General features: G+C 66.1%; 24 protein-coding genes, 2 tRNA genes and 1 pseudogene. 18 read left to right on the top strand and 9 right to left on the bottom strand.

What is annotated here, in order from left to right:
• Positions 1 to 28 precede the first annotated feature (28 nt).
• The gene (locus BST11_RS09630; RefSeq protein WP_142276266.1) at positions 29 to 1,180 is read right to left on the bottom strand and encodes a hypothetical protein; all 1,152 of its coding nucleotides are present in this window, start codon (positions 1,178 to 1,180) and stop codon (positions 29 to 31) included.
• Between the two features lie 581 nt (positions 1,181 to 1,761).
• Between BST11_RS09630 and BST11_RS28465 the strand changes: the two are divergent.
• Positions 1,762 to 2,211: pseudogene (locus BST11_RS28465) on the top strand (Fur family transcriptional regulator); the annotation flags it as partial.
• A 796-nt stretch (positions 2,212 to 3,007) separates the two neighbouring features.
• Here BST11_RS28465 and BST11_RS09620 read toward each other — a convergent pair.
• Positions 3,008 to 3,583: a DUF3558 domain-containing protein gene (locus BST11_RS09620; RefSeq protein WP_083137833.1), complete on the bottom strand. Its 576-nt coding sequence runs from the start codon at positions 3,581 to 3,583 to the stop codon at positions 3,008 to 3,010.
• A 525-nt stretch (positions 3,584 to 4,108) separates the two neighbouring features.
• Between BST11_RS09620 and BST11_RS09615 the strand changes: the two genes are divergently transcribed.
• From BST11_RS09615 to BST11_RS09605, 3 genes are read left to right on the top strand one after another with little or no spacing between them, the layout of a single operon-like run.
• Positions 4,109 to 4,741, top strand: a complete 633-nt coding sequence (locus BST11_RS09615; RefSeq protein WP_083137708.1) for a nucleotidyltransferase domain-containing protein — start codon at positions 4,109 to 4,111, stop codon at positions 4,739 to 4,741.
• Complete coding sequence (locus tag BST11_RS09610; protein ID WP_083137832.1) at positions 4,741 to 5,142, top strand: hypothetical protein; 402 nt, start codon at positions 4,741 to 4,743, stop codon at positions 5,140 to 5,142. Before BST11_RS09615 ends, BST11_RS09610 begins: the two co-directional genes overlap by 1 nt.
• Positions 5,143 to 5,193: 51 nt before the next feature.
• Positions 5,194 to 6,024 carry an SDR family oxidoreductase gene (locus tag BST11_RS09605; protein WP_083137831.1) on the top strand — a complete coding sequence of 277 codons (831 nt, stop codon included), beginning with the start codon at positions 5,194 to 5,196 and terminating at the stop codon, positions 6,022 to 6,024.
• On the opposite strand, the gene BST11_RS09600 is transcribed toward BST11_RS09605, so the two are convergent.
• Positions 6,007 to 6,897 (bottom strand): NAD(P)-dependent oxidoreductase, encoded by an 891-nt coding sequence (locus BST11_RS09600; RefSeq protein WP_083137707.1) that lies wholly within the window; start codon positions 6,895 to 6,897, stop codon positions 6,007 to 6,009. The genes BST11_RS09605 and BST11_RS09600 overlap by 18 nt on opposite strands.
• A gap of 30 nt (positions 6,898 to 6,927) precedes the next feature.
• Here BST11_RS09600 and BST11_RS09595 point away from each other — a divergent pair, with 30 nt between their 5' ends.
• Positions 6,928 to 7,719, top strand: a complete 792-nt coding sequence (locus BST11_RS09595; RefSeq protein ID WP_083137706.1) for an SDR family NAD(P)-dependent oxidoreductase — start codon at positions 6,928 to 6,930, stop codon at positions 7,717 to 7,719.
• 207 nt (positions 7,720 to 7,926) lie between these two features.
• Here BST11_RS09595 and BST11_RS09590 read toward each other — a convergent pair whose 3' ends face one another.
• Positions 7,927 to 8,496 carry an ADP-ribosyltransferase gene (locus BST11_RS09590; RefSeq protein WP_158086778.1) on the bottom strand — a complete coding sequence of 190 codons (570 nt, stop codon included), beginning with the start codon at positions 8,494 to 8,496 and terminating at the stop codon, positions 7,927 to 7,929.
• A 115-nt stretch (positions 8,497 to 8,611) separates the two neighbouring features.
• The gene (locus tag BST11_RS09585) at positions 8,612 to 10,168 is read right to left on the bottom strand and encodes an LCP family protein (RefSeq protein ID WP_083137702.1); all 1,557 of its coding nucleotides are present in this window, start codon (positions 10,166 to 10,168) and stop codon (positions 8,612 to 8,614) included.
• Between the two features lie 1,246 nt (positions 10,169 to 11,414).
• Between BST11_RS09585 and BST11_RS09580 the strand changes: the two genes are divergently transcribed.
• Entirely contained in the window at positions 11,415 to 12,161 is a 747-nt protein-coding gene (locus tag BST11_RS09580; RefSeq protein WP_158086777.1) for a TetR family transcriptional regulator, read from the top strand.
• A gap of 64 nt (positions 12,162 to 12,225) precedes the next feature.
• On the opposite strand, the gene BST11_RS09575 is transcribed toward BST11_RS09580, so the two are convergent.
• Complete coding sequence (locus BST11_RS09575; protein WP_083137699.1) at positions 12,226 to 12,495, bottom strand: hypothetical protein; 270 nt, start codon at positions 12,493 to 12,495, stop codon at positions 12,226 to 12,228.
• Between the two features lie 205 nt (positions 12,496 to 12,700).
• Between BST11_RS09575 and BST11_RS09570 the strand changes: the two genes are divergently transcribed.
• The 4 genes from BST11_RS09570 (at position 12,701) to BST11_RS27575 (ending at position 15,074) form a co-directional block, all read left to right on the top strand.
• Entirely contained in the window at positions 12,701 to 13,585 is an 885-nt protein-coding gene (locus tag BST11_RS09570; protein WP_244897595.1) for an alpha/beta fold hydrolase, read from the top strand.
• Positions 13,586 to 13,649: 64 nt separating this feature from the next.
• Positions 13,650 to 14,297, top strand: coding sequence for a S1 family peptidase (locus BST11_RS09565; protein ID WP_083137697.1), 648 nt, complete (start codon positions 13,650 to 13,652; stop codon positions 14,295 to 14,297).
• Positions 14,298 to 14,403: 106 nt separating this feature from the next.
• Positions 14,404 to 14,871, top strand: coding sequence for a lipoprotein LpqH (locus BST11_RS09560; protein WP_083137695.1), 468 nt, complete (start codon positions 14,404 to 14,406; stop codon positions 14,869 to 14,871).
• A gap of 35 nt (positions 14,872 to 14,906) precedes the next feature.
• Positions 14,907 to 15,074, top strand: coding sequence for a hypothetical protein (locus BST11_RS27575; RefSeq protein ID WP_158086776.1), 168 nt, complete (start codon positions 14,907 to 14,909; stop codon positions 15,072 to 15,074).
• On the opposite strand, the gene BST11_RS09555 is transcribed toward BST11_RS27575, so the two are convergent.
• Both BST11_RS09555 and BST11_RS09550 read right to left on the bottom strand, forming a co-directional pair.
• Positions 15,071 to 16,279, bottom strand: a complete 1,209-nt coding sequence (locus BST11_RS09555; RefSeq protein WP_083137693.1) for a serine hydrolase domain-containing protein — start codon at positions 16,277 to 16,279, stop codon at positions 15,071 to 15,073. The two genes, BST11_RS27575 and BST11_RS09555, sit on opposite strands and share 4 nt — an antisense overlap.
• A gap of 31 nt (positions 16,280 to 16,310) precedes the next feature.
• Positions 16,311 to 16,381: transfer RNA gene (locus BST11_RS09550), tRNA-Gly, on the bottom strand.
• Positions 16,382 to 16,525: 144 nt separating this feature from the next.
• Between BST11_RS09550 and BST11_RS09545 the strand changes: the two genes are divergently transcribed.
• The 4 genes from BST11_RS09545 to clpP2 all read left to right on the top strand — a co-directional run bounded on the left by BST11_RS09545 (position 16,526) and on the right by clpP2 (position 19,407).
• A tRNA-Pro gene (locus BST11_RS09545) sits at positions 16,526 to 16,602 on the top strand.
• 63 nt (positions 16,603 to 16,665) lie between these two features.
• Positions 16,666 to 18,048, top strand: coding sequence for a trigger factor (gene tig / locus BST11_RS09540; protein ID WP_083137692.1), 1,383 nt, complete (start codon positions 16,666 to 16,668; stop codon positions 18,046 to 18,048).
• A gap of 109 nt (positions 18,049 to 18,157) precedes the next feature.
• Positions 18,158 to 18,766, top strand: a complete 609-nt coding sequence (locus BST11_RS09535) for an ATP-dependent Clp protease proteolytic subunit (RefSeq protein WP_120313569.1) — start codon at positions 18,158 to 18,160, stop codon at positions 18,764 to 18,766.
• Positions 18,763 to 19,407 carry an ATP-dependent CLP protease proteolytic subunit ClpP2 gene (gene clpP2 / locus BST11_RS09530; protein ID WP_067320653.1) on the top strand — a complete coding sequence of 215 codons (645 nt, stop codon included), beginning with the start codon at positions 18,763 to 18,765 and terminating at the stop codon, positions 19,405 to 19,407. Before BST11_RS09535 ends, clpP2 begins: the two co-directional genes overlap by 4 nt.
• 21 nt (positions 19,408 to 19,428) lie before the next feature.
• Here clpP2 and mmuM read toward each other — a convergent pair whose 3' ends face one another.
• A complete protein-coding gene (mmuM, locus tag BST11_RS09525) occupies positions 19,429 to 20,349 on the bottom strand; it encodes a homocysteine S-methyltransferase (protein WP_244897594.1) in 921 nt (306 codons plus the stop codon).
• Between the two features lie 263 nt (positions 20,350 to 20,612).
• Between mmuM and clpX the strand changes: the two genes are divergently transcribed.
• From clpX to mobA, 4 genes are all read left to right on the top strand, one after another.
• Positions 20,613 to 21,893 carry an ATP-dependent Clp protease ATP-binding subunit ClpX gene (clpX, locus tag BST11_RS09520; RefSeq protein ID WP_067320664.1) on the top strand — a complete coding sequence of 427 codons (1,281 nt, stop codon included), beginning with the start codon at positions 20,613 to 20,615 and terminating at the stop codon, positions 21,891 to 21,893.
• Positions 21,894 to 22,164: 271 nt separating this feature from the next.
• Positions 22,165 to 24,126 carry a 2-oxoacid:acceptor oxidoreductase subunit alpha gene (locus BST11_RS09515; protein ID WP_142276282.1) on the top strand — a complete coding sequence of 654 codons (1,962 nt, stop codon included), beginning with the start codon at positions 22,165 to 22,167 and terminating at the stop codon, positions 24,124 to 24,126.
• The gene (locus BST11_RS09510) at positions 24,123 to 25,226 is read left to right on the top strand and encodes a 2-oxoacid:ferredoxin oxidoreductase subunit beta (RefSeq protein ID WP_068208204.1); all 1,104 of its coding nucleotides are present in this window, start codon (positions 24,123 to 24,125) and stop codon (positions 25,224 to 25,226) included. Before BST11_RS09515 ends, BST11_RS09510 begins: the two co-directional genes overlap by 4 nt.
• Before the next feature lies 1 nt (position 25,227).
• On the top strand, positions 25,228 to 25,833 hold the full coding sequence (mobA, locus tag BST11_RS09505; RefSeq protein WP_083137688.1) for a molybdenum cofactor guanylyltransferase: 606 nt from the start codon (positions 25,228 to 25,230) through the stop codon (positions 25,831 to 25,833).
• Positions 25,834 to 26,999: the final 1,166 nt, after the last annotated feature.

The raw sequence follows: 26,999 nt of genomic DNA, 5'->3' as shown, positions 1-26,999 counted from the left end.
GAGTTCCCGCCCCGCCGCCGCGCACGACTCAAAGAGTGTGCAGCACTGCGCTGATGATCTTCAGCAACGCGCCGGGAATGATCCCGGCCAGGTTGCCGCCTAGACCGCTCAATAGGCCATTAATCCCGTTGCCGCCTAACAATGCGGTGAGTTGGACAGCCGTTGATCCAATGGCTGCGGCCGCTCCAGGCGTCGTCGACTCACTCAAAGCATGGGCCAGCTGCGTCGGCCACGTCACCAGCAGTTGCTGGAGCAGGCTGCCGTTGTTGAGTAGGCCGGTGAATGCCTCGCCGGCGGGGTTGTACAGGGCACTCGGATAGACATAGCCATTGAGAAGGTCGCCGGCCAGATCCGCTGGCACCTTGAGAACGTCAGTCAGTGCGGCGCCGACGTTTTCGGAGGACAGGTCGCCCCCGATTTTGCCCAGGTCCGCCAACAACCCGAAAGTGACGCCAATCTCCGGCGACAGCAGCGCATCGCTGAGGGATTTGAGGTTCGAATAGGTCAAAAACGACTCGGTCACGTTGGTCAGGGTTTGCAACATCTGGCCGGGGATCGTCGGGGTTGGGGGCGCCCCTGCCTTGGCGGTGCTAAGGAATGGGCTCAGCAGAGGCTTCATCGTGTGGTCCAGCGCCTCCAGCGCCCACTCGTCGTAGTAGCCGAAAGCGCCGAAGAGATTGCCTTGCCTTAGGGCGCTGAGAATCTGCTGCAGCGTGCTGCCCGATTCCGTCACGCCAGCGTGCGTGACAGATCCTCCGAAAAGCCCGAAGACAAATCCGTCGTCGCCGCCGTACCACCCGCCGTAAAACGCGTTCTGCAAACCGGTTTGGGCGCCCGAGAGGGCCGTGCTGAGCAGGCCTCCGTAACCGGACAGGTTGGTGCCCATCTGCTGCAACAGCCCTGGAATCGCAATCCCGGCCCCGCCGCCCACCGTTTGCAGGTTGATGAGTGCTTGACTGGCGACGTCTTCGTAGTCGCCGAGCACATCACCGAGCCCGCTGGTGAGCTCGACCGCCCGGTGCTGGGCCTCGGCCAGCGTGTTAGCAGCGACCAGGTTGGGCGCTACCGGGTGCGCGGCGATGAGGCTGGCGCCGACCAGGACGGCACCGGCGACCAACAATCTGCGCGGCGTGGCCCGGACGAGCTCACCGGTCGAATCGGGACGAGGGGAAAGCTGCACAGCGACTCCTTAAAGTACTCAGCCGTCAACATCTGCACCGAAGGGCGCGACGGACGCTACCTCAGGATTAGGCGAGAAACAATAGGCTTGCCTAAGCTAATTAAGGCTAGGCTGTCTTAATTCGCGTCTGCGGCCAATCCTCACTACGCGCCAGGGCCGCAGAAGCCCTGGCATTGACAACTCGAATCAGCGCATCGATTCGTGCGTGACGCACATGATTGGTTGCGCAGCGGGATTCTCGTGGACGGAAGACAGGTCTTGGCGGCTACCGGCAGGTAGTTTCGACTTGAACTTCGCGTCGTGCCCTGCCTATTCGCCAGCGTCGGCGCGGAATGCGCCCTGATCGGTGTCTTGTCAGTAGGCAGTGCGTTGCTGGCCGCGGATGAGCATGAAGAGTTTCGTGAATTGCTGCAAGCGACAGCGCTTTCCGGCAGCGTCTCGGCTACTGTTCAGCGCGCGTCGAATTTACGCTGGCGAAGTTCCTTAAGCTCTCAAGGGTGCTGCAACACCAGTGGGTTTCGCGGTTCCAGGAAAGGGTCAGAGGCTTGATCAATTCCGGCAAAGACCTTCGCCTGCTGCAGGTGCCCTCGGTGGCGCTATATGCGGGGCGTCTTCGTTCGGTCGGTTTGCGGGTGACCCGCTCGCGGATCGCGGTGCTCCATTCGGTGCACCTGAATCCGCATGCCGACACCGAAACGATCATCGGAGCCGTGCGTGCCACCCTGTCCACGGTTTCCCGGCAGGCGGTGTACGACATCCTGCACGCGCTGACCGACGTCAATCTGTTGCGGCGGGTTCAGCCACCGGGCTCGGTCGCGCGGTACGAAACCCGCGTCGGCGACGACCACCATCACATGGTCTGCCGCGGTTGCGGCGCCATCGCCGACGTCGACTGCGCGATCGGTGCGGCACCCTGCCTCTCCGTTTCGGACACCAACGGCTTCCACCTCGATGGCGCGGAGGTCATCTACTGGGGTCGCTGTCCCGGCTGCTCGGAAGCACATGTGTCTCAAGCCATCGGGGATCACAGTCCCACAGAACAACTCCCCGACGACACGCTTGGCTCGGGCGAAAGCGGCAACCTGCCGACGAGCAACGGCCAACTGTTGCCGGCGCCGACGCCCAGCCCCGGGGCGGGGGTATGGCTTGCACCCGGCCCGCTCACGGCCGTTACCGGGTTGAAGGCGGCCGGAATTGGGACAGGCGGGCTGGGAGCCAATGCCGGGTGGGCTCGCTACGAGACCGCCGAGGCCGCAGTGGCCAGCAACGGGCCTCGCATTGAGCCTTCAGTCTCACGCTCGTCAACGTCTATCTGAACTGAGTTGCTCGCACCGGTAGGCGCTGCCTCCTGGGGCCGCTGGAGTGCTGCTTGCCGGCTGGGCGGTATCCGCGGCCGTCGCCGACGCCTTCCAGATTCGTCGGTGACCTTTGGGTAGCTGCCGCCAGTTCGAGGGACCCTAATTTTCCTGCCCGCGTTATCATTCCGCCGAACTGGCGGAGATCGCCGGTGTGCAGCAGACCCGACGCTCGGCAGTTGGCCGCGGTGCACCAAAGCACGATTCGGTGATGCGTTTCCTGGATTTCGCGAAGGATTTCTGATTGGGACCCGGTCGGAGACATACTCGGCCAGATATCGAATCAGCGCGGTCTCGATATCCTGCAGGACGTTGCGACCGTAGTCGAGGCGGTGGTGATCGCCACCGATCGGCTGGGTGCCCTCATTTTGTGTCTACCTCGCCAGCTCGGACATATCGTGTGAGAAGGCCGCGAAGCAGTCGAGCGGGAGATACCGCAGCGTGCAGGGAGAGCCCCGCCGCCCCGTGGAGATTAGAACTTGTAATACGGCGCGAGGTCGTTGGCGCGCTGCAGATTGGTGGACATGCATTCCACCTCGGGGTTGGAGTAGACCGTCGAGAAGTACAGCGCCTGTTGCAGCACGCCGTAGCTGGTCTTGAACACGACCATGCAGGAGTAGTACCAGAAGCTGTTGTGGTAGGTCGGCTTCATCACCCAGTACTGCGCTGCGCGATGGCCCGCGATCGTGGTTTCGACGGCGTCGGGGGCCAGGGATTGCTCGTAGGTGCGCCAGATGATGGGCTCGACGGCCATCTGGTAGTTGCCCGCGTCGAGGTGGCAGCGCAGCCCGTCCTCGTGCTCGGGCGGCGTGAACGCGAGCCCGAGCCGCTGCAGGACGTCGAACGGGATGTCCTCGCACGCGTCGAAGGGGCGCGGGTCGGTGGTCGCCACGATGGGGCTCTTCTTGGTGGTCTCCATCGGTGCGGCGGTCGACCGCAGCTCGACGAGCCCACCTCCGCTCGGCCCCGGCGGGACGCTCTGCCAGCCGACCGCCACCGCCGTGGCCAGCGCGCCCAGCGCAAAGATCAGACGCAGATTGGTGAACACCACACCCCTTGGCGTCTCGGCAGTCACCTGCCGGAGTGTACAAGTCGAGTGCGCGCCATCACAGTCAAAAATGAACTAGTTCTAAACCAGCACCGCCGGGGGCGGAAGAGGCTGCGCCAAGGCCGGTGGTCGGTGGTCGCGGCGGATCTGCCTCGGCGTCACGACCTTGCGTTGCCGGAGCCGTGGTCGTTGGTGTCATTGCGGGTGATTGTGGGTCATACGTCGAATAACGTTGTCGGCCATAGCCTTTGGAAGGCGGCCTGCCAATTCAGGCCTGCGATGACCAATGAGCCCCGAAATGCCGTTCACGGAAGCTGGCACGTAGAGGGTGCCCGTCTGTCAAAGCGCCGATAAGTCGTTCGGCGCAGCGACGCGCTTGGGCCCGGCCCGCCCGGGCATGAGCCGCTGCGTCGCGTTGACGTGTCAGCACCGCGGCTTATCAAACTATAGTACGGTTATACTAACTAAAGTACGCTTAAGCCAACTATAATACGACTAAGCGGTAGGAGATCGCTGGAGGCTCCGATGCAGTTGAACCGACCTTTCGCCACAGTGACCCCGACCCTCGATGGTGATGTGCTGGCAATCTTGGCGACGCACGATGCCACATTCACCACTGGCCAGATCCATCGAATCCTGGATGGCTTCTCCGAGGAAGGGATACGCAAGGTCCTCGCGAGGCTCGTCCTCCAGGGCGTGGTTCTGGGCGATCGAGTGGGTAACGCGTTTATCTACCGCCTCAACTCCGAGCATCTTGCGGCAGAGCCGATCAAAGCACTAGCGCGACTGACAAACACGTTCTTTTCTCGCCTTGAGCAACACCTCGACGAGTGGGATGAAGCACCGGCATACGCGGCGGTTTTTGGATCCGCGGCGACGGGCGGGATGACGCTGCACAGCGACGTCGACATCTTCTTGGTACGTGGTAGGGATGCGACAGAGGGTAGTTGGTCACGCCGTGTCGGCGAGCTCACGACCGCGGTGTCTGGGTGGACAGGCAACGATGCGCGCGTCGTCGAGTTCACCATCGATGAGCTGCGTCGTTCGGGTGCCGAGCCCATGGTCCGCGATGTCGTAGAACACGGCCTCACCGTGGCCGGCTCACGAGCGTGGTTAGTTAAGCAACTCCGAGCGATTCCGAAAAAAGATCAAGGATGATGACCGGGCGCACGAGGCGGTGCTCCGAAGCCGTCCGGGTCGGCCGGCTGAAGAAGGCGACAGAGTTCCACGATGCCGCTGTGCTCATCGAAGATGACGCGCCGAACGCGGCCGTAGGTCTGTTGGTTGACGCCGGTATCGCTGCTGCAGACGCCATATGTTGTTGTCGACTGGGCGCGTACTCGGCCGGCGAGAGCCACAGTGCGGCGATCGCCTTGTTGGAAAAGGCGGAGCGTGACGTAACAAGGCACCTCCAAACCCTGCTGAACCTGAAGTCCAAAGTGGCATACTCCCACCAATCGGTGACCACGGACGATCGCAAAAAGGCCAGCCGAGCGGCCTCGAAATTGGTCGAAGCCGCCCGGCGCATCGCACAGTCTGCGACCGGCCAAGGCGTATGACCGCTCGCCTATGCTAGAACCCGTTTCAGTTTTGGCGTGAAGGGACGCGGCGTGCAGCTTTCTTTCGACAACCGGACGTACCTGGTGACCGGTGGTGGCAGCGGGATCGGCAAGGGGGTCGCGGCCGGGCTGGTGGCGTCCGGGGCTTCCGTCATGATCATCGGCCGCAACCCCGATCGGCTGGCGGCCGCGGTCAAGGACATCGAGGTGCTCAAGGCCGACGGTGCGATTCGGTATGAGCCCGCCGACATCACCAACGAGGAGGAGGCCGCCCGCGCGGTAGACGCCGCCACGGCCTGGCACGGCCGGCTCCATGGCGTGGTGCATTGCGCGGGCGGGTCGGAGACCATCGGGCCGATCACCCAGATCGACTCCGAGGCCTGGCGTCGCACGGTCGACCTCAACGTCAACGGCACCATGTACGTGCTCAAACACGCCGCCCGCGAGCTGGTGCGCGGCGGCGGCGGTTCGTTCGTCGGGATCTCCTCGATCGCGGCCTCCAACACCCACCGGTGGTTCGGGGCCTACGGCGTCACCAAGTCGGCCGTCGACCACATGATGCAACTGGCCGCCGACGAACTCGGCCCGTCCTGGGTGCGGGTCAACAGCATCCGTCCGGGCCTGATCCGCACGGATCTGGTTGTGCCCATTACGGAATCGCCCGAGTTGAGCGCGGACTACCGGCACTGCACGCCGTTGCCGCGGGTGGGTGAGGTCGAGGACGTCGCGAACCTGGCGATGTTTTTGCTCAGCGACGCGGCCAGCTGGATCACCGGGCAGTGCATCAACGTCGACGGCGGCCACATCCTGCGGCGCGGCCCCGACTTCTCGGCGATGCTGGAGCCGGCGTTCGGCGCCGAGGGATTACGCGGAGTGGTCTGAGTCCCCGGCGTCCCGGGCGGCGAGGGTGGCGAGCGCCGACCAGTCCAAGTGCCCGCCGCCGGTCGCCACCAGCGTGAGAAAGCGGTCCCGCAGCAGGCTGGCCACCGGCAGCGGCACCTGCAGCTGCTCGCCGGCCGCCAGCACCAGCCGGACGTCCTTGAGGCCCAGGCTCGCCGCGAAGCCGGCCGGCTCGAACTCCTGACGCGCGATCAGCCCGCCGTAGGTCTGGTAGGCCGGCGCGGCGAACAGCGTCGACGTGAGGATGTCGACGTACTGCTGCCGGTCGACGCCGGCCTTGGACACCAGCGCCACGGCCTCCGAAATCGTCTCGATCGCCGACGCGAGCAGGAAATTGCCGCTGAGCTTGACCAGGTTGGCGGTGTGCGGGTGCTCGGACACCACGAAGGTGCGCTGGCCGATCGCGTCGAACAGCGGCTGCAATGGCTGCAGGACCCCCGGGGCGCAGGCAGCGATGACGAAAAGCTTTGCGGCGCTGGCCGCTTCGGGCCTACCGAACACCGGCGCGCTGGCGTAGCGCTGGCCGGCTTCGGCGTGCGCGGCGGCTAGGCGCTCCGACAGCGCGACGCTGATCGTGCTCGACGACACGTGCGTGGCCCCCGCCGGCAGCGACGCCGCGATCCCGTCCGGGCCGAGCGCGACGGCCTCCACGGCCCGGTCGTCGGCCAGCATGGTGAACACCACCTCGGCCCGGCACGCCTCGGCCACGGTCCGCGCCGCGGTCGCGCCGCGCTGCACGAGGGCTTCCGCCTTGCCGGCGGTGCGGTTGTACACGGTGACGCGGTGACCCGCGCCGATCAGGTTCGCCGCCATGCTCTGGCCCATGTTTCCCAGGCCGATGAATCCGATGTCCATACATCTACTCTGCCTTCTATGACGCCGTCTATGAAGCGACTCGAGGGCAAGCGGATCCTGGTGACGGGCGCCGCGTCGGGGATCGGTCAGGCCACCGCGCTGCGGTTGCTCGACGAGGGTGCCACCGTGGTGGCCTCCGACGTGGCCGAGGACGGCCTGGCCGCCACCCGGGCCCGGGCGGACGACGCCGCAACGGCCGACCGCCTCACCACCCTGCCGATGGACGTCGGCAACGAGGACTCGGTGATCGACGGCGTGGCCGCGGCCGCGCAGACGCTCGACGGCCTGGATTCGTTGGTCAACGCGGCCGGCGTCCTGCGCGCCGCGCACACCCACGAGACCAGCCTCGAGCTGTGGAACCGGATCGTCGGCATCAACCTGACGGGAACGTTTCTCGTCGTGCGCGAGGCGCTGCCGGCGCTGCTGGCCAACGCGCGCAGCGCGATCGTGAATTTCAGCTCCACGTCGGCGTCGTTCGCCCATCCCTACATGGCGGCCTACGCGGCGAGCAAGGGTGGAATCCAGTCCTTCACGCACTCCTTGGCGCTCGAGTACGCGAAGGACGGCCTGCGTGCGGCGTGCGTGGCGCCGGGCAGCATCAAGTCCGGAATCACCGATGCCACAGGCGGATACATTCCGAAAGACGCTGACTGGTCGCTGTTCCCCAGGCTCATGCCGATCCTGCCCACCACCGTCGAGTCGAGCGGCGCCGGGATGGCCGAGCCCAGCGCGATCGCCGGCGTCATCGCCATGCTGGTGTCCGACGACGGGGCCTGGATCACCGGCACCGAGATCCGCATCGACGGCGGCACGCACGCCTGAATTGGTGGTAGGTCAGTTTGACGTGCGAACCCACCTACTCCGGCGGCTCCAGCCCCTCGGCCGCATATAGATCGCGCTCGTACTGCGAAACAGGCATTTTCCAGGTTCCCTGGGACGCAAAACGGCGAAGCAGAGTCGCCTCCTCAGCGGTAACAGACACCTCTTGTAATTCAAGCTTGTCGCCGGTCAGAGGACTCCTCGCAATTTTCACGGTAGGCCTCCCTCCGGTATCACTCGGCCGTACAGCCGCCATCGTCGTGTCACAGCGTTCACTCGCGAGTCTACGATGAAGATCTCTCGGGCGTCGATAACCAGCAGCTCGCGTTCGAGGGGAAAATCCGAAAGACTTCCGACAGCGAGGGCCGGAGTGCCAGCCGGGACAAGCAGGTCCAACTCGATCGGATCGGCGTGCGTGGTCGAATCTGGCGGAATTTGGTTCATGCTCGTCGATAGAAAGCCCAGTTCATAGAGCTTTCGTCCGATCTTCGCAGGAGCGGCGTCAGCTCTCGAAAGCCCTATGTCGGAAGCTCCTACCTCGCGCGTCACGCGCATATCAGCCTCCAGCGGAAATCTCCGAAGTGCGTCCCGGATCGTGTCGATGCTTAACTGCAACGATGGCGTCATGGAGATATGACCGCGGAGAGCGCCGTTGACAAGTTCGAAGCCGCCTGTCGTAAAGGCTTCGATCTCCGCGCGCTCTGCGTCACCGAGTTCATCTATCGGGTGCCGGATGAACGTATACGCAAGGTTGTCGAAGGGGTCCGGGCTTGCTGCCACAACTGAGATACTTGCCGACTAGGCGCGAGCCGGGAAGGCGATTCTCAAAGTTGTGGCCCCGACGCGTGATTCGAACCGACCCACAACCGCCTGAGTGATCCGCCCACTTGCGCAGCTAATTCACGCACGGAACGCCGCCGCCGTCGATCGGCTTGCCCTGATCGGGCGTCGGATAGGTGGTCGTCGTGCCGTCGTAGTAGTAGGTGTTGGACCTGCTGGTCGTCGTGGTCGTCGTCGTATCGTCCGTCGTGGTTTCGTCGGGCGCCGGCATTGAGAAGTTGGTGTCCACGGTGACTCGGATGTGCCCGGGCGCCACGGCGGCGTTGGGCTGCTTGGGCGCGTCGAGCCCGAGCAGGGTGGCGACGTTGCGCGCGTCGGTTTCGGCGCCGGCGCCGTACTCGATGGTGGTGGCGGTCGGCTCGCCCGAATTACGGTCGCGCACTTGGCCTGCCGTGTAGCCGTGCTTTTTCAGGTTGCGGGACACCTCGGACGCCATGCCGGTCATGCTGCCGGCATTGACCACGTCGACCACGGTGGACGGGCTGGGTTTGGCGGCGGTGGTGGCGGGCGTGGTGCTCGGCGGCGGAGCGCCGATCGCCGCGGCCACCTCGGCCTTGATCGCCGCCGGGTCGATGATGTTGACGTCCTGTCCGTCGATGTTGTCGTAGCGCAGCACGGGCAGCGTGCGGAATTCGACGTTACCGCTGGAGAACAGCGTGCCCAGGCGTTGGATCAAGTCCTCGTCCCAGCCCGACGACAGCACAACGTCCTTGCGCGCCACCGCCATCAGGCTCTTGAGCTTGTCGATGTTGGTGAAGGTGCCCGAGGCCTGCAGCTCCTGCATGACCGACGAAATGAACGCCTGCTGGCGGTGGGTGCGGTCCAGGTCGCCGTTTTCCAGGCCGTGCCGCTGCCGGACGAACGAAAGCGCCTGGGACGCATCCAGTCTCTGCCGACCGGCCGGGAAGTCGGCGCCCGAATACGAGTCGTAGACGGGGTGGTTCAGGCACACGTCGACGCCGCCCAGGCTCTGCGCCAGGTCGTAAAAGCCGGCCAGGTTGACTTCGGCGAAATAGTCGATGGGAACACCGGTCAGGCTCCGCACCGCGCGCAGCGTCGCGGCCCGGCCGGCTTCACGGCCCTTGGTCTCGAGTTCCTTCTGGCTGATGGAACCCTGATTCGCGAGCTTGTTGGCGACGTATTGCTTGGTGAGCCCGTACGCCTCTTTGATCTTGATGTGGTTGTAGCCGGGAACGCCGTTGAACGGCACCCAGTCGTCGCGGGGAATCGAAAAGGCGACGACCTTATTGTCGGCCCCGATGTGCACCAGTATCAGCGTGTTGGTGTTGTAGCCGCCGTCGTCGGAATCACCGGCGTGCAAATGCTTCAGGATCGACCAGGGCAGGTCGTTGCCGTCCTGGTCTTTGCGCGAGTCCAGCCCGATCAGCAAGATGTTCATGTTGTCGCCGCTGGACCGCGGGTCCTCCGGCGACAGCGCCTCCGAAATGGTGATGCCGCCGAATGCGCCGTGGGCTACGTAATATCCCGCCCCGGTCATCAGTACCGCCCCCACCGACACCAGGGCCATCAACCCACGCATCAGTCCCTTGCGAAGGCGCGACGGTGGGGTAGCGGCGCGATGGCGGCGATGTGTGCCACCAGAGGGTGCCATCAAAGACCTCGCCCTGACACCAGCGCACCACCCACCACCGCAATGGCAGTTTGCGGCGATGTCGCTTGCGGCATGCCGTCAAGTATGCGATGGCTTGCTGTGAGCGCTCCAATCAAGCGGCTTCATGTAACGAGGCTCACCCGGCCGGCGAGCCGCATTCCGGCGCCCCAATTTGCCTTCTACCTGCTCTTTTGACCATAATTCCGGAGCGTGCCGCCGAGAACACCTCAGGACGCTCCCACGAGGCATACGCGGCCGACGAAATCGTGCCCAACTTGTCGCCGGGCCGATACCGTCCCGAATACCCGCCTGAGCTGCCAGTCAAGTCTTGGCCGCGGGCTGCGCGTACCTGGCCAGGAAGGCAAGAAACGCGGACGCCTCACCGACCGGCCACGCCGACCCCCCGCCCGCAACAGGTACCGGTGCGGGTCAGCCTCGATGCGCGATGGGCGCACGGCGGCGAACTTATCTAGATTCCGCGGGCACCCGAGGCTTCAGTTCGGCTTCACCTATCGCTCAATTGTGCCGAGCTGATTCGTGCGAGAGCCCGGCTTGCGCGCGGATAATGTCGACAACCCCGTACCCGCGAGTTGTAGTTGGCAAGGCACCGAACGGGTTTCCAGTGTTCGGGTCGCCGCTCCAGTAGTTCAAATTGCAACTATTCCATGATGCGTGGTCCCGCACGCACCGCGCAGCGCTCCCGGCGCGCGTTGATTACTCATCGAACTTGTTTGCACGGCAGCGTGTTTCGGCCTAGGAGCACTACTCACGGGTAATTTCGTATTGAAATTTGTGTTGCGGCCTACATGTTCGCCCGGCCACTACATAAAACCTCGGTGATCAGTGTCTGGGCGAACGTTGGGACGTTGCTGCTTAGGGAATCTGTTGAACACCTTCGGTGAGTTGCTCAAAGCCGCAACGCATTCCGAGCACACTTCGGGTACCGTGCAGCCCACGTCAGATCGACGCGAGTTGCGATTAGTGAAGGGGCGGCGGAATTAGTCCGTGTATGGCGCGTCAGATTGCCCGCGACTGACATGACTCCTTCCGTAACCCGAAAACCAAAGGCATGGCGCCATAGCGGCTCGATCCGCAGCATCGGCGCGAGCAACTGCTCGATACCGGAGCGGCGCTATTAGCGGAGAAGTCATATAAAGACGTGATGATGGAGGATGCCGCCATCGGTGCAGATGTGTGTCGAGAGACGCTGACATCTTCATCATCAAGCGCTCCAGGGAGAGGACGTATGGCCGCACGCAGAACCCGCCGCGAACGCAACGCCGAGGCCACTCGACGCGACATACTGGCGGCAGGACGCGAAATCTTTTCCCGGCAAGCCTATTCCAAAGCCACGATTACACAAATATGCTACCGGGCAGGCGTCACCCGCGGAGTCCTGCAACATCAGTTCCGTAGCAAGCTGGGTCTATTTGTTGCCGTATTCGACAGCCTTCAACACGACGCGTCCGTCCAGATAACCGAAGCCATCGACCGGCACCAAGACCCATGGGAACGAGCGCGCGCAGCCACCGCCGCATTCTTGGACGCATGCACTCAGCCTGCATACCAGACCGTCGTGCTCAAGGAAGGCCCTGCGGCCATGGGCTGGGATCGCTGGCGAGAACGCGACGCGCATTGCTATGCCGACCTGGTACGAGCACTTGTCGACACGCTCGCCCCCGCAGGACAGCAGGAGCACCTGTTCGCCAGCCTCACGGCGGCTATGCGTGGCACCTTGACCGAATTGTCCTTTCAAATCGCACAATCCAGCGATCAAGCCTTGGCCCGCTACCACGCACTGCTCGTCGTACGCTGCCTTTTGAATTCGTTGCGCGCCATACCTCCCGATGGTGATACGCCTGAACCGATCCGTGTCGGTATCGGCCAACTGCGCGCCGGTGCTAGCGGATATCTGGACCGCGTAGCGGCCGGCGAAACCATCGATGTGCTCCGCCGCGGCCGCGTCGTAGCAAGCCTGCAGTCCGCGCGTTGACAGACTTTGACGCAGCAAGTGGCGCGGGCACGCCTCCTCGCATGTTGTCGGCCACACCGCAGACCTATCGAACCCTCGCCAGGTCCTCGCCGGACGTGTAATACCAGCGAATGTTCGAGCCCGTGACAATTTCGGCGAGGTAGACGCCGAGCGGTTCGACCTCGTAGTAGTAGTGAACATTGCCCCGTGGATCCAGCGCCGTGGCGCACGAAAAGCCAGGCGCACCGCACCGTTGCTTCACCGGTATCGCGAGGACGCCGATCACCACCACGACGATCAGCGCGACCACGAGCGGGACGATGTTGGATGTGTGCCGCGTCGGCACGGGATGCATCTCAGGAGTGTAGGCGCCTCGAGGGGGATCGTCGTCCCGCGGCCGGCTCGTTTTGATCCGCGCGCCGGGCGGGTACGCAACCCCGGAGCCGATTGGGGGGCTGATCATGATCGACACAGCGGCGCCGGAGCCCGGGACGCCGGACGAGGCGCCCGCTGCCTGACGGAAGCGCCTGGAGATTCCGAGCGGGTCTTACTATCTCCTGGTGACCCCTGCGCCCGCGGCACCCGAAACGTTCTCGACCGAGGGGCCGGGCGGCGTGCGCATCGTGGCCGACCGCCTGGGCGATCCCCGGGCGCGCGCCGTGGTGTTCCTGCACGGCGGCGGACAGACCCGCCGGTCGTGGGCCAAGGCAGCCCGCGCTGTCGCCAAGCGCGGCTGGCAGGCCGTCACCATCGACCTGCGCGGCCATGGTGAATCCGACTGGTCGGACGACGGGGACTATCGCGTCGTGAGCTTCGCCGCCGACGTCCAGGAGGTGTTGCGCACGCTGCCGCCGGGGCCGGTGTTGGTGGGCGCGTCGTTGGGTGGGTTCACCTCGATGCTGCTGGAGGGGGAGCTCTCGCCCGGGACCGCCGGCGCGGTCGTTCTGGTCGACATCGTCCCCAACATGGAGCAGTCGGGGGCGAATCGGATTCACGCGTTCATGTCCGACCGGGTGGAGTCGGGGTTCGGCTCACTCGAAGAGGTCGCGGACGCGATCGCCGAATACAACCCGCACCGCCCCCGGCCCACCGACCTCGAGGGCCTGACCACCAACCTGCGCCGCCGCGGCGATCGATGGTATTGGCATTGGGATCCGCAGTTCATCAGCGGTACCGCGGCGTTTCCCCCGTTCGAGGTCACCGACCCCGATCGCATGCATGCGGCCGTCGAGGCGATCCTGCGTAACGGCGTGCCGATGCTGCTGATCCGGGGTCAGGTGAGTGACCTGGTCAGCAAGGAGCGCGCCGAGGAATTCCTGGCGCGCTTCCCGCAGGTCGAGTTCGCCGATGTGCGCGGCGCGGGGCACATGGTCGCCGGCGATCGCAACGACGTCTTCGCCGACGCCGTACTGAAATTCCTTGGCCGGCATGTGGATGCCGGGTAACGCGCCGATCCCAGGCCTCGCGCGCCGCGCTGCTACCATACAGCCCGACACCAAGAGAGGCGGCGTGACCATGCGGTGGTTGCGAGGGGCGGGGACGGTCGGGGCGGTGGCCATCGCCGCGACGGCGTTGGCAACCCCCGTGGGGGCCGGTCCGGGCGCGATGCCGGGAATGAAGGTGCAGGCTGAAGCCAGCTCGTGCACATCGGGTTTCGCGGCCCAAGGCGATGACGGCAGCTACTACCTGATGACGAGCGGGCACTGCGACGCCCACGACGGTTCGGTATGGACCTACGGCGACGACGTCCCGCTCGGCACGATCACCGCGAGCGAGCACGAAGCCGACACCACGGACGCCGCCATCATCCAGCTCGACCCCAGCGTCGGCGCGCCGATCGGACACGTCGGCGGCCACTATTTGGTCCGGGATGTGTTGAGCGCCAGCCAGATTCAGGTCGGCATGCCGTTCTGCAAGATCGGTGCGGTCACCGGAGAAACGTGCGGCGTGGTAAAGAGCGTCGCGGGCGACGTCGTCGAGGCCAGCGTGTACAGCCTCAACGGCGACAGCGGCAGTGCGGGTTTCGTGAAGAATCCCGACGGCACCGTCAGCGCGGTGGGCCTGTTGATGTCGTCCCCGGACGGCGACGATTACACGACGTACTTCGCCCTCGTCGACCCCCTGCTCGGCCGGTGGGGTCTGCATGTCTTGCCGTGACTGCGCCCCGGCGCGCGGCAGCGCCAAGGTTTGCGAATATCAAGATCGGGTATCTGGCCGGGCGGCGTTGTGAGCGGTTGCGCCAGCGACACGAAGGAGAGCGGTAGTGAAACGTGGGATCGTGGTCGGCGTAGCGGGCGTGGCCGTGGCGGTTGCGATGTGCGCCGGTTGCTCGAGCAACAAATCCAAAACGGGAGCGTCATCGAGCCCGGCGCCGCCGGCGTCCGGCCCCCAGGTCGTCGTCGACGGCCAGAACCAAAACGTCACCGGCCAGGTCACCTGCAACTCGGCCAACGGGGTCACCACCATCGGCATCGGTGACGCGACGGCGGGGCTCGGCGCGGTGGTCAGCAACGACAATCCCCCCATCGTCCATTCCGTCGGGCTGGGCAGCGTCAACGGCGTCGCGCTCGGTTTTTCCGACGCGGCGCCCAATCAGGGCAGCAACGCCGGTGCCGCGGTGAACGGCAAGTCCTACGCGATCAAGGGCACCGCGACCGGTGTCGACATGAGCAATCCGAACCAGCCGCAGACGGTGACCAAGTCCTTCGAGATGGACGTGACCTGCCCGTAGCCCGGGCGATCGATATCCGAGAGGGAGCCACAGCTATGTCTTTCATGCCTATGAAACGTGTCGTCAGCGCGGCGGCGGTCGCGGCGGGCCTGGGCATCTCCGCGATGACGCTGAACCCGGGCTTCGCGAATTCCGCTCCGCTGGACCCGCCTCCGCCGTGCCCGGGCTGCCACGGTGGCGGCGGCGGTGGCGGAGGCCACTAACGCTGTTGCGCCCGCTCGATGACGCCGAGCGCGGCGTAGACCGCGTCGCTCAGCGCGAGGCTGCGTGGGTCGGCGTTGGCCTTGGTCGCATCGAACCGGTTCGCGACGTACGCGTAGCCGATGCGGTGCTCGAGGTCGACGAACCCGAACGAGCCGCCCAGCCCGCCGTGTCCGAAGATGCGCCGATTGGGTCCGTTGACGCCGCGCTGGTTGAGCATGTAGCCCAGCCCCCAGCCGTGGTCGGCGACCCGCGGTCCCAGCACCAGATCGGTGTCGAAGCCCCCCTGTGACACCCGGACCAGTTCCATGTGCTCGCGGCTCAGCAGCTTCTCCTGCGCGAGCGCGTTGTAGAAGGTCGCCAAGCCCAGCGCCGACACCTGACCGTTGGTGCCGGGGAACTCCAGTTGGCGCCACAGTTCGAGGTTGTGGGAGCCGAGTTCGTCGTCCGGGGCGAAGCCCATCGAAATCGACAACGCGGCCTTCGGATGTTCGGTCACGCTGGTGGGGTAGCCGGGGGCGTTCACCTCGGCCAGCAGGTCGCGGGCGTGCGGCTTGTTGACCCGCTCGGCGCAGCGGCGCTGCTCGGCCGGGGACAGGCCGATGTGGACGTCGGCGCCCAGCGGCGCGGCGATCTCGGTGCGCAGGTACTGGCCGACGGTGCGGCCGGTGACGCGGCGGAACACCTCACCGACGATGAAGCCGAAGGTGGTCATGTGGTAGCCCTGGGCGGTGCCCGGCTCCCACCAGGGCTCGGCGGCGGCCAGCTGCTCGCAGACGTAATCCCAGTCGGCGACCGCCTCCCAGCTCATCCGGGTGCGCGGCCCGATCACCCCGGAGCGGTGGCTCATCACCATGGCCAGCGTGATGTCGTCCTTGCCCGCCCGCCCGAACTCGGGCCAGTACCGGGAGACCGGCGCATGCAGGTCCACCTCGCCACGATCGGCCAGCTGGTGCATGCAGGTGGCGGACAACCCCTTGGTGCCCGACAGCACCGTCGTGAGCGTGTTCTGTTGCCAGGGCCGGGTGCCTGCGGCGTCGGCCCAACCGCCCCAGAGATTGACGACGAGATCTCCGTCGACCCACACCGCGACGGCCGCGCCGACCTCTTTGCCCAGCGCGAAGTTGCGCTCGAACGCGTCGCGTACGCCGACGAAGTCCGACGCGCATGAGCCCTTGATTACCGCGCCAGTTTCTAGGTCGCTCATGGCGCCTTTCTCTCGAGCAAACCTTAGCCCGAGCGGGCGACGGGAATCGAACCCGCGTCGCTAGTTTGGAAGACTAGGGCTCTACCATTGAGCTACGCCCGCAAGTTTTAGTCGAGCGAGACTGTATCTGGCGGCGAACATCAAATCTAATCGAAGCGGTTCCGTGATCGCTCCGTGAGGTCTCGAGGTGGCTGCCAGCCGGTGCCCAACCCGGCGCAGGAGGGCCGTAGGATCGCGAGGTCAGCGCGGGGTGTAGCGCAGCTTGGTAGCGCATCCGCTTTGGGAGCGGAAGGCCGCAGGTTCAAATCCTGTCACCCCGACCACCGCCCGCCCCTGCGCCGCAACCCGGCCACCGACCACCGGCACGACCACCGAGGAGCAAACCCGTGAAGAGCAGCGTCGAACAGTTGAGCCCCACCCGGGTGCGGATCAACGTGGAGGTGCCGTTCACCGAACTGGAGCCCGATTTCCAGCGGGCCTACAAGGAGCTGGCCAAGCAGGTCCGGTTGCCCGGCTTCCGGCCCGGCAAGGCCCCCGCCAAGCTGCTGGAGGCCCGTTTCGGCCGCGAGGCCATGCTCGACCAGGTCGTCAGCGAGGCGTTGCCGGCCCGCTACGGACAGGCGGTGGCGGAGTCGGAGGTCCAGCCGCTCGGACAGCCCGAAATCGAGGTCACCAAGAAGGAGTACGGCCAGGAGCTGGCGTTCACCGCCGAGGTCGACGTCCGCCCCAAGATCGCCCTGCCGGACCTGGGCTCGCTGAAGGTCTCCGTGGACCCCGTCGCGGTCAGCGGCGAGGACGTCGACGCCGAGCTGGAGTCGCTGCGCGCCCGGTTCGGGACCCTCACCGGGGTGGACCGGCCGGTCGCCCTCGGCGATTTCGTCTCGATCGACCTGTCGGCCACCGTCGACGGCGAGGAGGTGCCGAACGCCGCCGCCGAGGGGCTGTCCCACGAGGTCGGTTCGGGCCGGCTCATCGCCGGCCTCGACGACGCGCTGGTCGGTCTGTCCGTCGACGAGTCGCGGGAATTCACCGCGCAGTTGGCGACCGGCGAGCACGCCGGCAAGGATGCGCAGGTCACCGTCACGGTCCGGTCGATCAAGGAACGCGAGCTGCCCGAGCCCGACGACGAATTCGCCCAATTGGCAAGCGAATTCGACACCATCGACGAGCTGCGCTCCAACCTCCGCGACCAGGTGGGTCAGGCCAAGCGCGCCCAGCAGGCCGAACAGATCCGCAACGCCACGATCGACGCCCTCCTCGAACAGGTCGACGTGCCGCTGCCGGAGGCGATCGTCAAGGCCCAGGTCGACGGCGCAGTGCACAACGCGCTGCACAGCTTCGACCACGACGAGGCCAAGTTCGCCGAGGCGCTGCGCGAGCAGGGCAAGTCGCGCCAGCAGTTCGAGGTCGACGCGCAAAACGCCGCCGAGTCCGACGTCAAGAGGCAGCTGTTGCTCGACGCGCTCGCCGACGAGCTGGACATCCAGGTGGGCCAGGAAGACCTGACCGAGCGGCTGGTGATGACCTCACGGCAGTACGGCATCGAGCCGCAGCAGCTGCTGGCCTATCTGCAGGAGAACAACCAGCTGCCGGCGATGTTCGCCGACGTGCGCCGCGGGCTGGCCATCGCCGCAGTGGTCGAGGCCGCGACCGTCACCGACACCGACGGCAACACGATCGACACCAGCGAATTCTTCGGTTCCCGCTCGGCGGCTGACGGGGCCGACGACGAAACCGACACCGACACGGCCGATGACGAAGAGGAGTGACCTACGCCAATGACGCTGTGAGCGAACGCGGGGTGCGTGGCCGCCCCACAGCGGGTTGTGTTGGTTAGGGTCGGGGCAGACAAGAACTCGAGAAAGCAGGTATCCCACGGTGAACCGGGCGACTGACATGCGTGTGAATTCGCAGGGTCTCAACCTCACCGACTCGGTCTATGAGCGGTTGCTCTCCGAGCGGATCATCTTCCTGGGTTCGGAGGTGAGCGACGAGATCGCCAACCGGCTGTGCGCGCAGATCCTGCTGCTGGCCGCCGAGGACTCCACCAGGGACATCTCGCTGTACATCAACTCGCCCGGCGGATCGATCAGCGCCGGGATGGCCATCTACGACACCATGGTGCTGGCGCCCTGCGACATCGCCACCTACGCGATGGGCATGGCCGCCTCGATGGGCGAATTCCTGCTGGCGGCCGGCACCAAGGGCAAGCGCTACGCGCTGCCGCACGCGCGCATCCTGATGCACCAGCCGCTGGGCGGGGTGACCGGCAGCGCGGCCGACATCGCCATCCAGGCCGAACAGTTCCACGTCATCAAGAAGGAGATGTTCCGGCTCAACGCCGAGTTCACCGGCCAGCCGATCGAACGCATCGAGGCGGATTCGGACCGCGACCGTTGGTTCACCGCCCAGGAAGCCCTGGAATACGGGTTCGTCGACCACATCATCACCCGCGCCGCCCAGATCACCAACGGAGAAGCCCAGTGAACGCCCAGAATCCCCAGCTCCAGCCCCAGGCGCGCTACATCCTGCCGTCGTTCATCGAGCACTCCAGCTTCGGTGTCAAGGAGTCGAACCCGTACAACAAGCTGTTCGAGGAGCGCATCATCTTCCTCGGCGTCCAGGTCGACGACGCCTCGGCGAACGACATCATGGCCCAGTTGCTGGTGCTGGAGTCGCTGGACCCCGACCGCGACATCACCATGTACATCAACTCGCCCGGCGGCGGTTTCACCTCGCTGATGGCGATCTACGACACTATGCAGTACGTGCGCGCCGACATCCAGACGGTGTGCCTGGGACAGGCGGCCTCGGCCGCGGCCGTGCTGCTGGCGGCCGGGACGCCCGGCAAGCGGATGGCGCTGCCCAACGCCCGAGTGCTGATCCACCAGCCGTCGCTGCAGGGCGTGATCCAGGGCCAGTTCTCCGACCTGGAGATCCAGGCCGCCGAGATCGAGCGGATGCGCACGCTGATGGAGACCACGCTGGCCCGCCACACCGGCAAGGACGCGTCGGTCATCCGCAAGGACACCGACCGGGACAAGATCCTGACCGCCGAAGAGGCCAAGGACTACGGGATCATCGACACCGTCCTCGAATACCGGAAGCTGTCCGCGCAGACCGCGTAACCCCGTACGCCGAACGTGCAGTCACTGCGGGTTCTCGGTCGAATTTTCGCGCTGGCTGCACGCTCGGCGAACCGCGGCGATATCGGCCGGGCCCACTCGACAGCACCCGCCCACGATGCGCGCTCCGGCCGCGACCCACGTGGCCGCCAGGTCGGCGGAAAACGTGCGCGGCCCGACCCACGCCCGCCCGTCCCAGCGTTCACCGCTGTTGGGGTAGACGATCACCGGCTTGCCGACGGCCGACGCCGCCTCGATCGCCGGCAGCACGTCGCCGGGTGCGCAGCAGTTGACGCCGACCGCCACGATCTCGGGGACCCCGGCGGCCACCGCGAACGCGTCGGCCAGCGGTTGCCCGGCCCGGGTCCGGGTCCCGTCGATGGTGAAGCTCAGCCAGGCCGGCATCCCGGCCGAGCGCACCAGGCCGACGAGCGCCTCGGCCTCGTCGACGTCGGGCACGGTCTCCAGCGCGAGCACGTCCGCGCCCGCGTCGGCCAGGATTTCCAGCCTCGGCCGGTGCCAGCGAGTCAGCGCCGCGACGGACAGGCCGTAGCGCCCGCGATATTCGGACCCGTCGGCCAGCGCGGCGCCGTACGGGCCGATCGAGGCGGCCACCCGCAAACCCGCCCCGCCGGCCCCGTCGCGCGCGGTCCGGGCGAGTTCGACGCTGCGGCGCAGCAGGGCGGCCCCGTCGCGCCGGCCGATCCCTCGGGCCGCGAATCCCTCGAACGACGCCTGGTAGCTGGCCGTCGTCGCGACGGCGGCGCCCGCGCCGAAATACGCGGCGTGCACGGCGGCGATCTCCTGCGGGGCATCGGCCAGCAGCCTGGCCGACCACAACGGGTCGGAAAGGTCGTGCCCGCGCGCCTCCAGCTCGGTGGCCAGGCCGCCGTCGCTGATCAGTGCGGATTCGGCCGGCCCCCAAAACCGGACAGCCAATCCCACGCGGTAACTGTAGGGTTGTTGCCAGCGTCCGACTCGATCGGGTAACGACCGCGACACGCCAAAGGCACGGAAAGCGCGTCTCCGCGAGTGACGGGCGCCGTCTGCCTATATGTTTCATTCAGACGACACGCATGAATACCAACAACGCGATTCGACGTAATGGTCGCGAGGGGCCCGAGCAAGCGGGTAGCGTCGGGGAAAACACGCGGCACAGCACGACGGACGGCGACAAGACGGCGACAAGGAAGTAGGCCCTCAGCACCATGGCGCGCATCGGAGACGGCGGCGACCTGCTTAAGTGCTCGTTCTGCGGGAAGAGCCAAAAGCAGGTCAAGAAACTCATTGCTGGCCCCGGTGTGTACATCTGCGATGAGTGCATCGACCTGTGCAACGAGATCATCGAAGAGGAGCTCGCCGACGCCGACGACGTCAAGCTCGACGAGCTGCCCAAGCCCGCGGAGATCCGCGAATTCCTCGAGGGTTACGTCATCGGCCAGGACACCGCGAAGCGCACCCTGGCCGTCGCGGTCTACAACCACTACAAGCGGATCCAGGCCGGCGAGAAGGGCCGCGACTCGCGCTCCGAGCCCGTCGAGCTGACCAAGTCCAACATCTTGATGCTCGGGCCGACCGGGTGCGGCAAGACCTACCTGGCCCAGACGCTGGCCAAGATGCTCAACGTGCCGTTCGCCATCGCCGACGCCACCGCGCTGACCGAGGCCGGCTACGTCGGCGAGGACGTCGAGAACATTCTGCTCAAGCTGATCCAGGCCGCCGACTACGACGTCAAGCGCGCCGAGACCGGCATCATCTACATCGACGAGGTCGACAAGATCGCCCGCAAGAGCGAGAACCCGTCGATCACCCGCGACGTCTCCGGTGAGGGCGTGCAACAGGCGCTGCTGAAGATCCTGGAGGGCACCCAGGCGTCGGTTCCCCCGCAGGGCGGCCGCAAGCACCCGCACCAGGAATTCATCCAGATCGACACCACCAACGTGCTGTTCATCGTCGCGGGCGCCTTCGCCGGGTTGGAGAAGATCATCTACGAGCGCGTCGGCAAGCGCGGCCTGGGCTTCGGCGCCGAGGTCCGCTCCAAGGCCGAGATCGACACCACCGATCACTTCGCCGATGTGATGCCCGAGGACCTGATCAAGTTCGGCCTGATCCCCGAGTTCATCGGGCGGCTGCCGGTGGTCGCGTCGGTCACCAACCTCGACATGGAGTCGTTGGTCAAGATCCTGTCCGAGCCGAAGAACGCGTTGGTCAAGCAGTACACGCGGCTGTTCGAAATGGACGGCGTGGAGCTGGAGTTCACCGACGACGCGCTGGAGGCGATCGCCGATCAGGCGATCCACCGAGGCACCGGCGCCCGCGGCCTGCGGGCGATCATGGAAGAGGTCCTGCTGCCGGTGATGTACGACATCCCGAGCCGCGACGACGTCGCCAAGGTCGTGGTGACCAAGGAGACCGTGCAGGACAACGTGCTGCCGACGATCGTGCCCCGCAAACCGTCGCGCAGTGAGCGCCGCGACAAGACCGCCTGACACATCCCGGGCGAAGCCCCGCGGCAAACCTCACGGACGTGACCAACACCACAGTTTGAATTGTCGGCTCCACCATTGCGTCCCTGACTTCGGCGTTAGCCTCAAAACCGCTGCGTACAACGCTTTCGAGACGCCCATGCTCACCTAAAAGGAGTGCCATAATTGGTACTGCTAGTGACACACAAGCTCGAGGCGGCAGGAGTCGCACTCATGGCGCGTACGCTAAAGCTCCAGCGGAGTGCCTATCCGATAGCGAATGGAAGGCGGATACGTGGATCCGAACGGCAGCGGAGCCGGGGCTGATTCCCATAATGGCTCGTCTCGGAACGGTTCCGAGCGTCAGCGTCTAGAACAAGTCGTCATCCGTTTCGCCGGGGACTCCGGCGACGGCATGCAGCTGACCGGCGACCGGTTCACATCGGAGGCAGCGCTTTTCGGAAACGACCTCGCGACCCAGCCGAACTACCCCGCCGAGATCCGCGCCCCCGCAGGCACTTTGCCCGGGGTCTCGTCTTTTCAGATTCAGATCGCCGACTACGACATCCTGACCGCCGGTGACCGCCCCGACGTCCTCGTCGCCATGAACCCGGCCGCGCTGAAGGCCAACCTCGGCGACCTGCCGCGCGGCGGCATGGTCATCGCGAACTCGGACGAGTTCACCAAGCGCAACCTGACGAAGGTGGGCTACATCACCAACCCGCTGGAGTCCGACGAGCTGTCCGACTATGTCGTGCACTCGGTCGCCATGACCACCCTGACCCTCGGGGCCGTCGAGGCGATCGGCGCGTCGAAGAAGGACGGCCAGCGCGCCAAAAACATGTTCGCCCTTGGCCTTTTGTCCTGGATGTACGGGCGGCCGATCGAAGCCAGCGAGAACTTCATCCGGGAGAAGTTCGCCCGCAAGCCCGACATCGCGGAGGCGAACGTGCTCGCGCTCAAGGCGGGCTGGAACTACGGCGAGACGACCGAGGCGTTCGGCACCACCTACGAGGTATCCCGGGCGTCGCTGCCGTCGGGGGAGTACCGCCAGATCTCCGGCAACACGGCGCTCGCCTACGGCATCGTCGCGGCCGGCCAGCTGGCCAACATCCCGGTCGTGCTCGGCAGTTACCCGATCACGCCGGCGTCGGACATTTTGCACGAGCTGTCCAAGCACAAGAACTTCAACGTGATCACCTTCCAGGCCGAAGACGAAATCGGCGGCATCTGTGCGGCGATCGGCGCCTCCTACGGCGGCGCCCTCGGCGTCACCAGCACGTCGGGGCCGGGCATTTCGCTGAAATCGGAGGCGCTGGGCCTCGCGGTGATGACCGAGTTGCCGCTGCTGGTCGTCGACGTTCAGCGGGGTGGTCCGTCGACGGGGCTGCCCACCAAGACCGAGCAGGCGGACCTGCTGCAGGCGCTGTACGGGCGCAACGGGGAGTCCCCGGTCGCGGTGGTGGCGCCCCGGTCGCCGTCCGACTGCTTCCAGACCGCCATCGAGGCCGTGCGCATCGCGGTGTCCTACCACACCCCGGTGATCATGCTGTCCGACGGCGCCATCGCCAACGGCTCGGAGCCGTGGCGGATCCCGGACGTCGGCTCGCTGCAGCCGATCACGCACGCCTTCGCCAAGCCCGACGAGCCCTTCCAGCCGTACAACCGCGACCCGGAAACGCTCGCCCGGCAGTTCGCCGTTCCGGGCACCCCCGGCCTCGAGCACCGCATCGGTGGCCTGGAGGCCGCGAACGGTTCCGGCGCCATTTCCTACGAGCCGGTCAACCACGACCTCATGGTCCGGTTGCGCCAGGCCAAGATCGACGGCATCGCCGTGCCCGACCTGGAGGTCGACGACCCGACCGGGGACGCGGAGCTGCTGCTGATCGGGTGGGGCAGCTCGTACGGGCCGATCGGCGAGGCCTGCCGCCGGGCGCGGCGCAAGGGGATCAAGGTCGCGCACGCCCACCTGCGCCACCTCAGCCCGTTCCCGGCGAACCTCGGCGACGTGCTGCGGCGCTACCCGATGGTGGTGTGCCCGGAGATGAACCTGGGCCAGCTGGCGCTGGTGCTGCGGGGCAAATACCTGGTCGACGTGCAATCCGTCACCAAGGTCCAGGGTGTCGCGTTCCTCGCCGACGAGATCGGGCGCATCATCCGCGCGGCGCTGGGCGGCACATTGGCCGAAATCGAGCAAGACAAGAAGATGGTCGCCAGAATGGCGGCAGCAACGGTTGGAGCGGGAGCTAACGAATGACTGGCACGATCGGCGGCGATCTGGCGGGCACCGACCTCGGCTTGACCCCCAGGCTTACCAAGAACGACGGCGTGCCGACGGTGTCTGCTGAAGACGCGCCGCAGAAGGCCAAGGACTTCACCAGCGACCAGGAGGTGCGCTGGTGCCCGGGTTGCGGTGACTACGTCATCCTCAACACCATCCGCAACTTCCTGCCCGAACTGGGGCTACGCCGCGAAAACATCGTCTTCATCAGCGGCATCGGCTGCTCCAGCCGGTTCCCGTACTACCTCGAGACCTACGGCTTCCACTCGATCCACGGCCGCGCGCCGGCGATCGCGACCGGCCTGGCGCTGGCCCGCGAGGACCTCTCGGTGTGGGTGGTCACCGGCGACGGCGACGCATTGTCGATCGGCGGCAACCACCTGATCCACGCGCTGCGGCGCAACGTCAACATCACCATCCTGCTGTTCAACAACCGGATCTACGGCCTGACCAAGGGCCAGTACTCGCCGACGTCGGAGGTCGGCAAGGTCACCAAGTCGACGCCGATGGGCTCGCTCGACCAGCCGTTCAACCCCGTGTCGCTGGCGCTCGGCGCCGAGGCCACCTTCGTGGGGCGTGCGCTGGACTCCGACCGCAACGGGCTGTCCGAGGTGCTGCGCGCCGCGGCCGAGCACCGTGGCGCCGCCGTCGTCGAAATCCTGCAGGACTGCCCGATATTCAACGACGGCTCGTTCGACGCGCTGCGCAAGGAGGGCGCCGAGGAGCGGGTGATCAACGTCCGCCACGGCGAGCCGATCGTGTTCGGCGCCAACGGCGAATATTGCGTGGTGAAGTCGGGCTTCAGCCTCGAGGTCGCCAAGACCGCCGACGTGAAGGTCGACGAGATCGTCGTGCACGACGCGCACGCCGACGACTCGGCCTACGCGTTCGCCCTCTCGCGGCTGTCGGATCAAAACCTCGACCACACCGTGCTGGGCGTCTTCCGCAACATCAACCGCCCCACCTACGACGACGCGGCGCGCTCGCAGGTCCGCGCCGCCCAGTCGGGCAAGCCGTTCGACTCTGCCGCGCTGCAATCGCTGCTGCGTGGGCGCGACACCTGGACCGTCGACTGACGTGGCCGAGATCGTGCCCGACACAGTCTCACTGGCCGGGGTGATACTCGCTGGAGGCGAGTCGCGGCGGATGGGCCGCGACAAGGCCACCCTGCCGGGCCCCACTGGAGCCGCCACGCTCGTCGAGTACGTCGCCGGCGTCGTCGCGCAGCGCTGCGAGCCGGTTTTCGTGGTGGCCGCCCCGGGCCAGCCGTTGCCGCCGCTGCAGGCGCGCGTCCTGCGCGACGAAGCGCGGGGGATGGGGCCGCTGCCGGCCACGGGGCGCGGGCTGCGCGCCGCCGCGGAGGCGGGCGCCCGTTTCGCCTTCGTCTGCGCCGTCGACATGCCCTTGCTCACCGCCGAGCTGATCGACGACCTCGTCCGCCTGGCCGCCAAGACCGACGCGGAGGTCGTGTTGCCGTGGGACGGTCGCAGCCACTACCTGGCCGCGGTGTACCGCACCGACCTGGCCGAGCGCGTCGACGCACTGGTCGCCGCCGGCGAGCGCAAGATGAGCGCCTTGATCGATGCCTCCGACGCCCAGCAGATCGTCCTGCCCGATTCTCGTGCGCTGACCAACGTCAACACGGATGCCCAGTTGCGCGCCGCGCTGCGGGCCGGCGCCTAGCGGCGCGCGCTGTGAATTGCTTCAGAAAAAGTTTTCGTGATAAAACTTGACGCAATTCATAAATTGCGCGGAGCCTCTCGCTAATTCGTCTATTTCGGCGTCAAAAAATAGGTATTAATTGCTTCCTGCGTGGCCATCGGGGTACCTTGGCACCGAATCCCTTGGCGCAGGGTTGATTTCGGCACCTGACCACGACTTCGGTTGCGGTCGGCCGGATGTGCGGCATGTAATCCGCTGTGCGAGATTCGATCGAAACACGCTGGCGCACCACCCGATTCGTCGCGCAGATACCGAAAGTATTGCGGCACAGGTTCTTTCAGGGCGCTCATTGGACCGATTAGTCCGCGTTGGTGGGTGGGTATTCGGTCGAACGTATCTTGTTGTAGTGTGCGCCGGTTCGTCGTTGCCGGCCTCCGGACGGATATGGGCCGTGGCGGGCGGGCGACATCGCCGCGATCACGTGGGCCAGTTCACAAAATGTGCGTGATTCGGCTCACGATCAGATTGTTTCCCGCGTTGCGGGGCACCGCGCGGAAACCCGCGTCTGACCTGTACAAACCACGACGCGGCCGCGCCGTGATCGGCCCGTTACCGAACCGAGATATCGGATTTCCGAAGATGACGAATGCGATCCGGTTTCGTACGGTCCGTGTTAGCCCGAAACGGGTTGACCGGAAAGTAATCGAAAAAGTGAATCCACGGACCCGCGTGCGAGCGGGGCTGCGGGTGGCCATGAGATCTGAGCGCCGCGCCGCGGCCGGCGGGTAACAGCACCCCGCCGGGCACATCGAGCCCGCCGCTGTCGTGCCGGAACGAGACGGCACGTCCCAGAGCACCTCTTTGCACCAACCAACCCCCAGACCCGCCTTGGTGGGTCTGCTTTGGCGCGCGCGCACCGCGAAAGGAAGAAATTTGAAGAACGTCCGCAAGACGCTCATCCTCGCCGCGATCACGGGCACCCTGGTGTCGGTGCCATCCGCCACCGCCACCGCGGAACCGATGGGCCTTGACCCGAACGTTCCCCCCGCCGCCCCCGGTCCCCGCCGAGCTGGGGTTCCCCGCCTTCCCCGCGGTTCCCCGCCGCCCCGGCCGCCCCCCCCCCGGCGCCGCCTTTGCGGACCGGCCGCCCTTTCCCGCCGCTCCCGCCGTGGCCGTTGATGCCGGCG

Source organism: Mycobacterium alsense, assembly GCF_002086635.1.
GTDB classification, from domain to species: domain Bacteria; phylum Actinomycetota; class Actinomycetes; order Mycobacteriales; family Mycobacteriaceae; genus Mycobacterium; species Mycobacterium alsense.
Note: the sequence above shows the minus strand (reverse complement) of the source record. Positions and strands in the feature narration are given on the sequence as shown.

Coding starts and splice junctions, on each gene's coding strand:
- BST11_RS09510 (WP_068208204.1), top strand. CDS start 24,123: ATGACTGGCACGATCGGCGGCGATCTGGCGGGCACCGACCTCGGCTTG.
- BST11_RS09585 (WP_083137702.1), bottom strand. CDS start 10,168: ATGGCACCCTCTGGTGGCACACATCGCCGCCATCGCGCCGCTACCCCA.
- BST11_RS09575 (WP_083137699.1), bottom strand. CDS start 12,495: ATGCATCCCGTGCCGACGCGGCACACATCCAACATCGTCCCGCTCGTG.
- BST11_RS09595 (WP_083137706.1), top strand. CDS start 6,928: ATGAAGCGACTCGAGGGCAAGCGGATCCTGGTGACGGGCGCCGCGTCG.
- BST11_RS09580 (WP_158086777.1), top strand. CDS start 11,415: ATGGCCGCACGCAGAACCCGCCGCGAACGCAACGCCGAGGCCACTCGA.
- BST11_RS27575 (WP_158086776.1), top strand. CDS start 14,907: ATGTCTTTCATGCCTATGAAACGTGTCGTCAGCGCGGCGGCGGTCGCG.
- BST11_RS09615 (WP_083137708.1), top strand. CDS start 4,109: ATGCAGTTGAACCGACCTTTCGCCACAGTGACCCCGACCCTCGATGGT.
- clpX (WP_067320664.1), top strand. CDS start 20,613: ATGGCGCGCATCGGAGACGGCGGCGACCTGCTTAAGTGCTCGTTCTGC.
- BST11_RS09555 (WP_083137693.1), bottom strand. CDS start 16,279: ATGAGCGACCTAGAAACTGGCGCGGTAATCAAGGGCTCATGCGCGTCG.
- BST11_RS09600 (WP_083137707.1), bottom strand. CDS start 6,897: ATGGACATCGGATTCATCGGCCTGGGAAACATGGGCCAGAGCATGGCG.
- BST11_RS09610 (WP_083137832.1), top strand. CDS start 4,741: ATGACCGGGCGCACGAGGCGGTGCTCCGAAGCCGTCCGGGTCGGCCGG.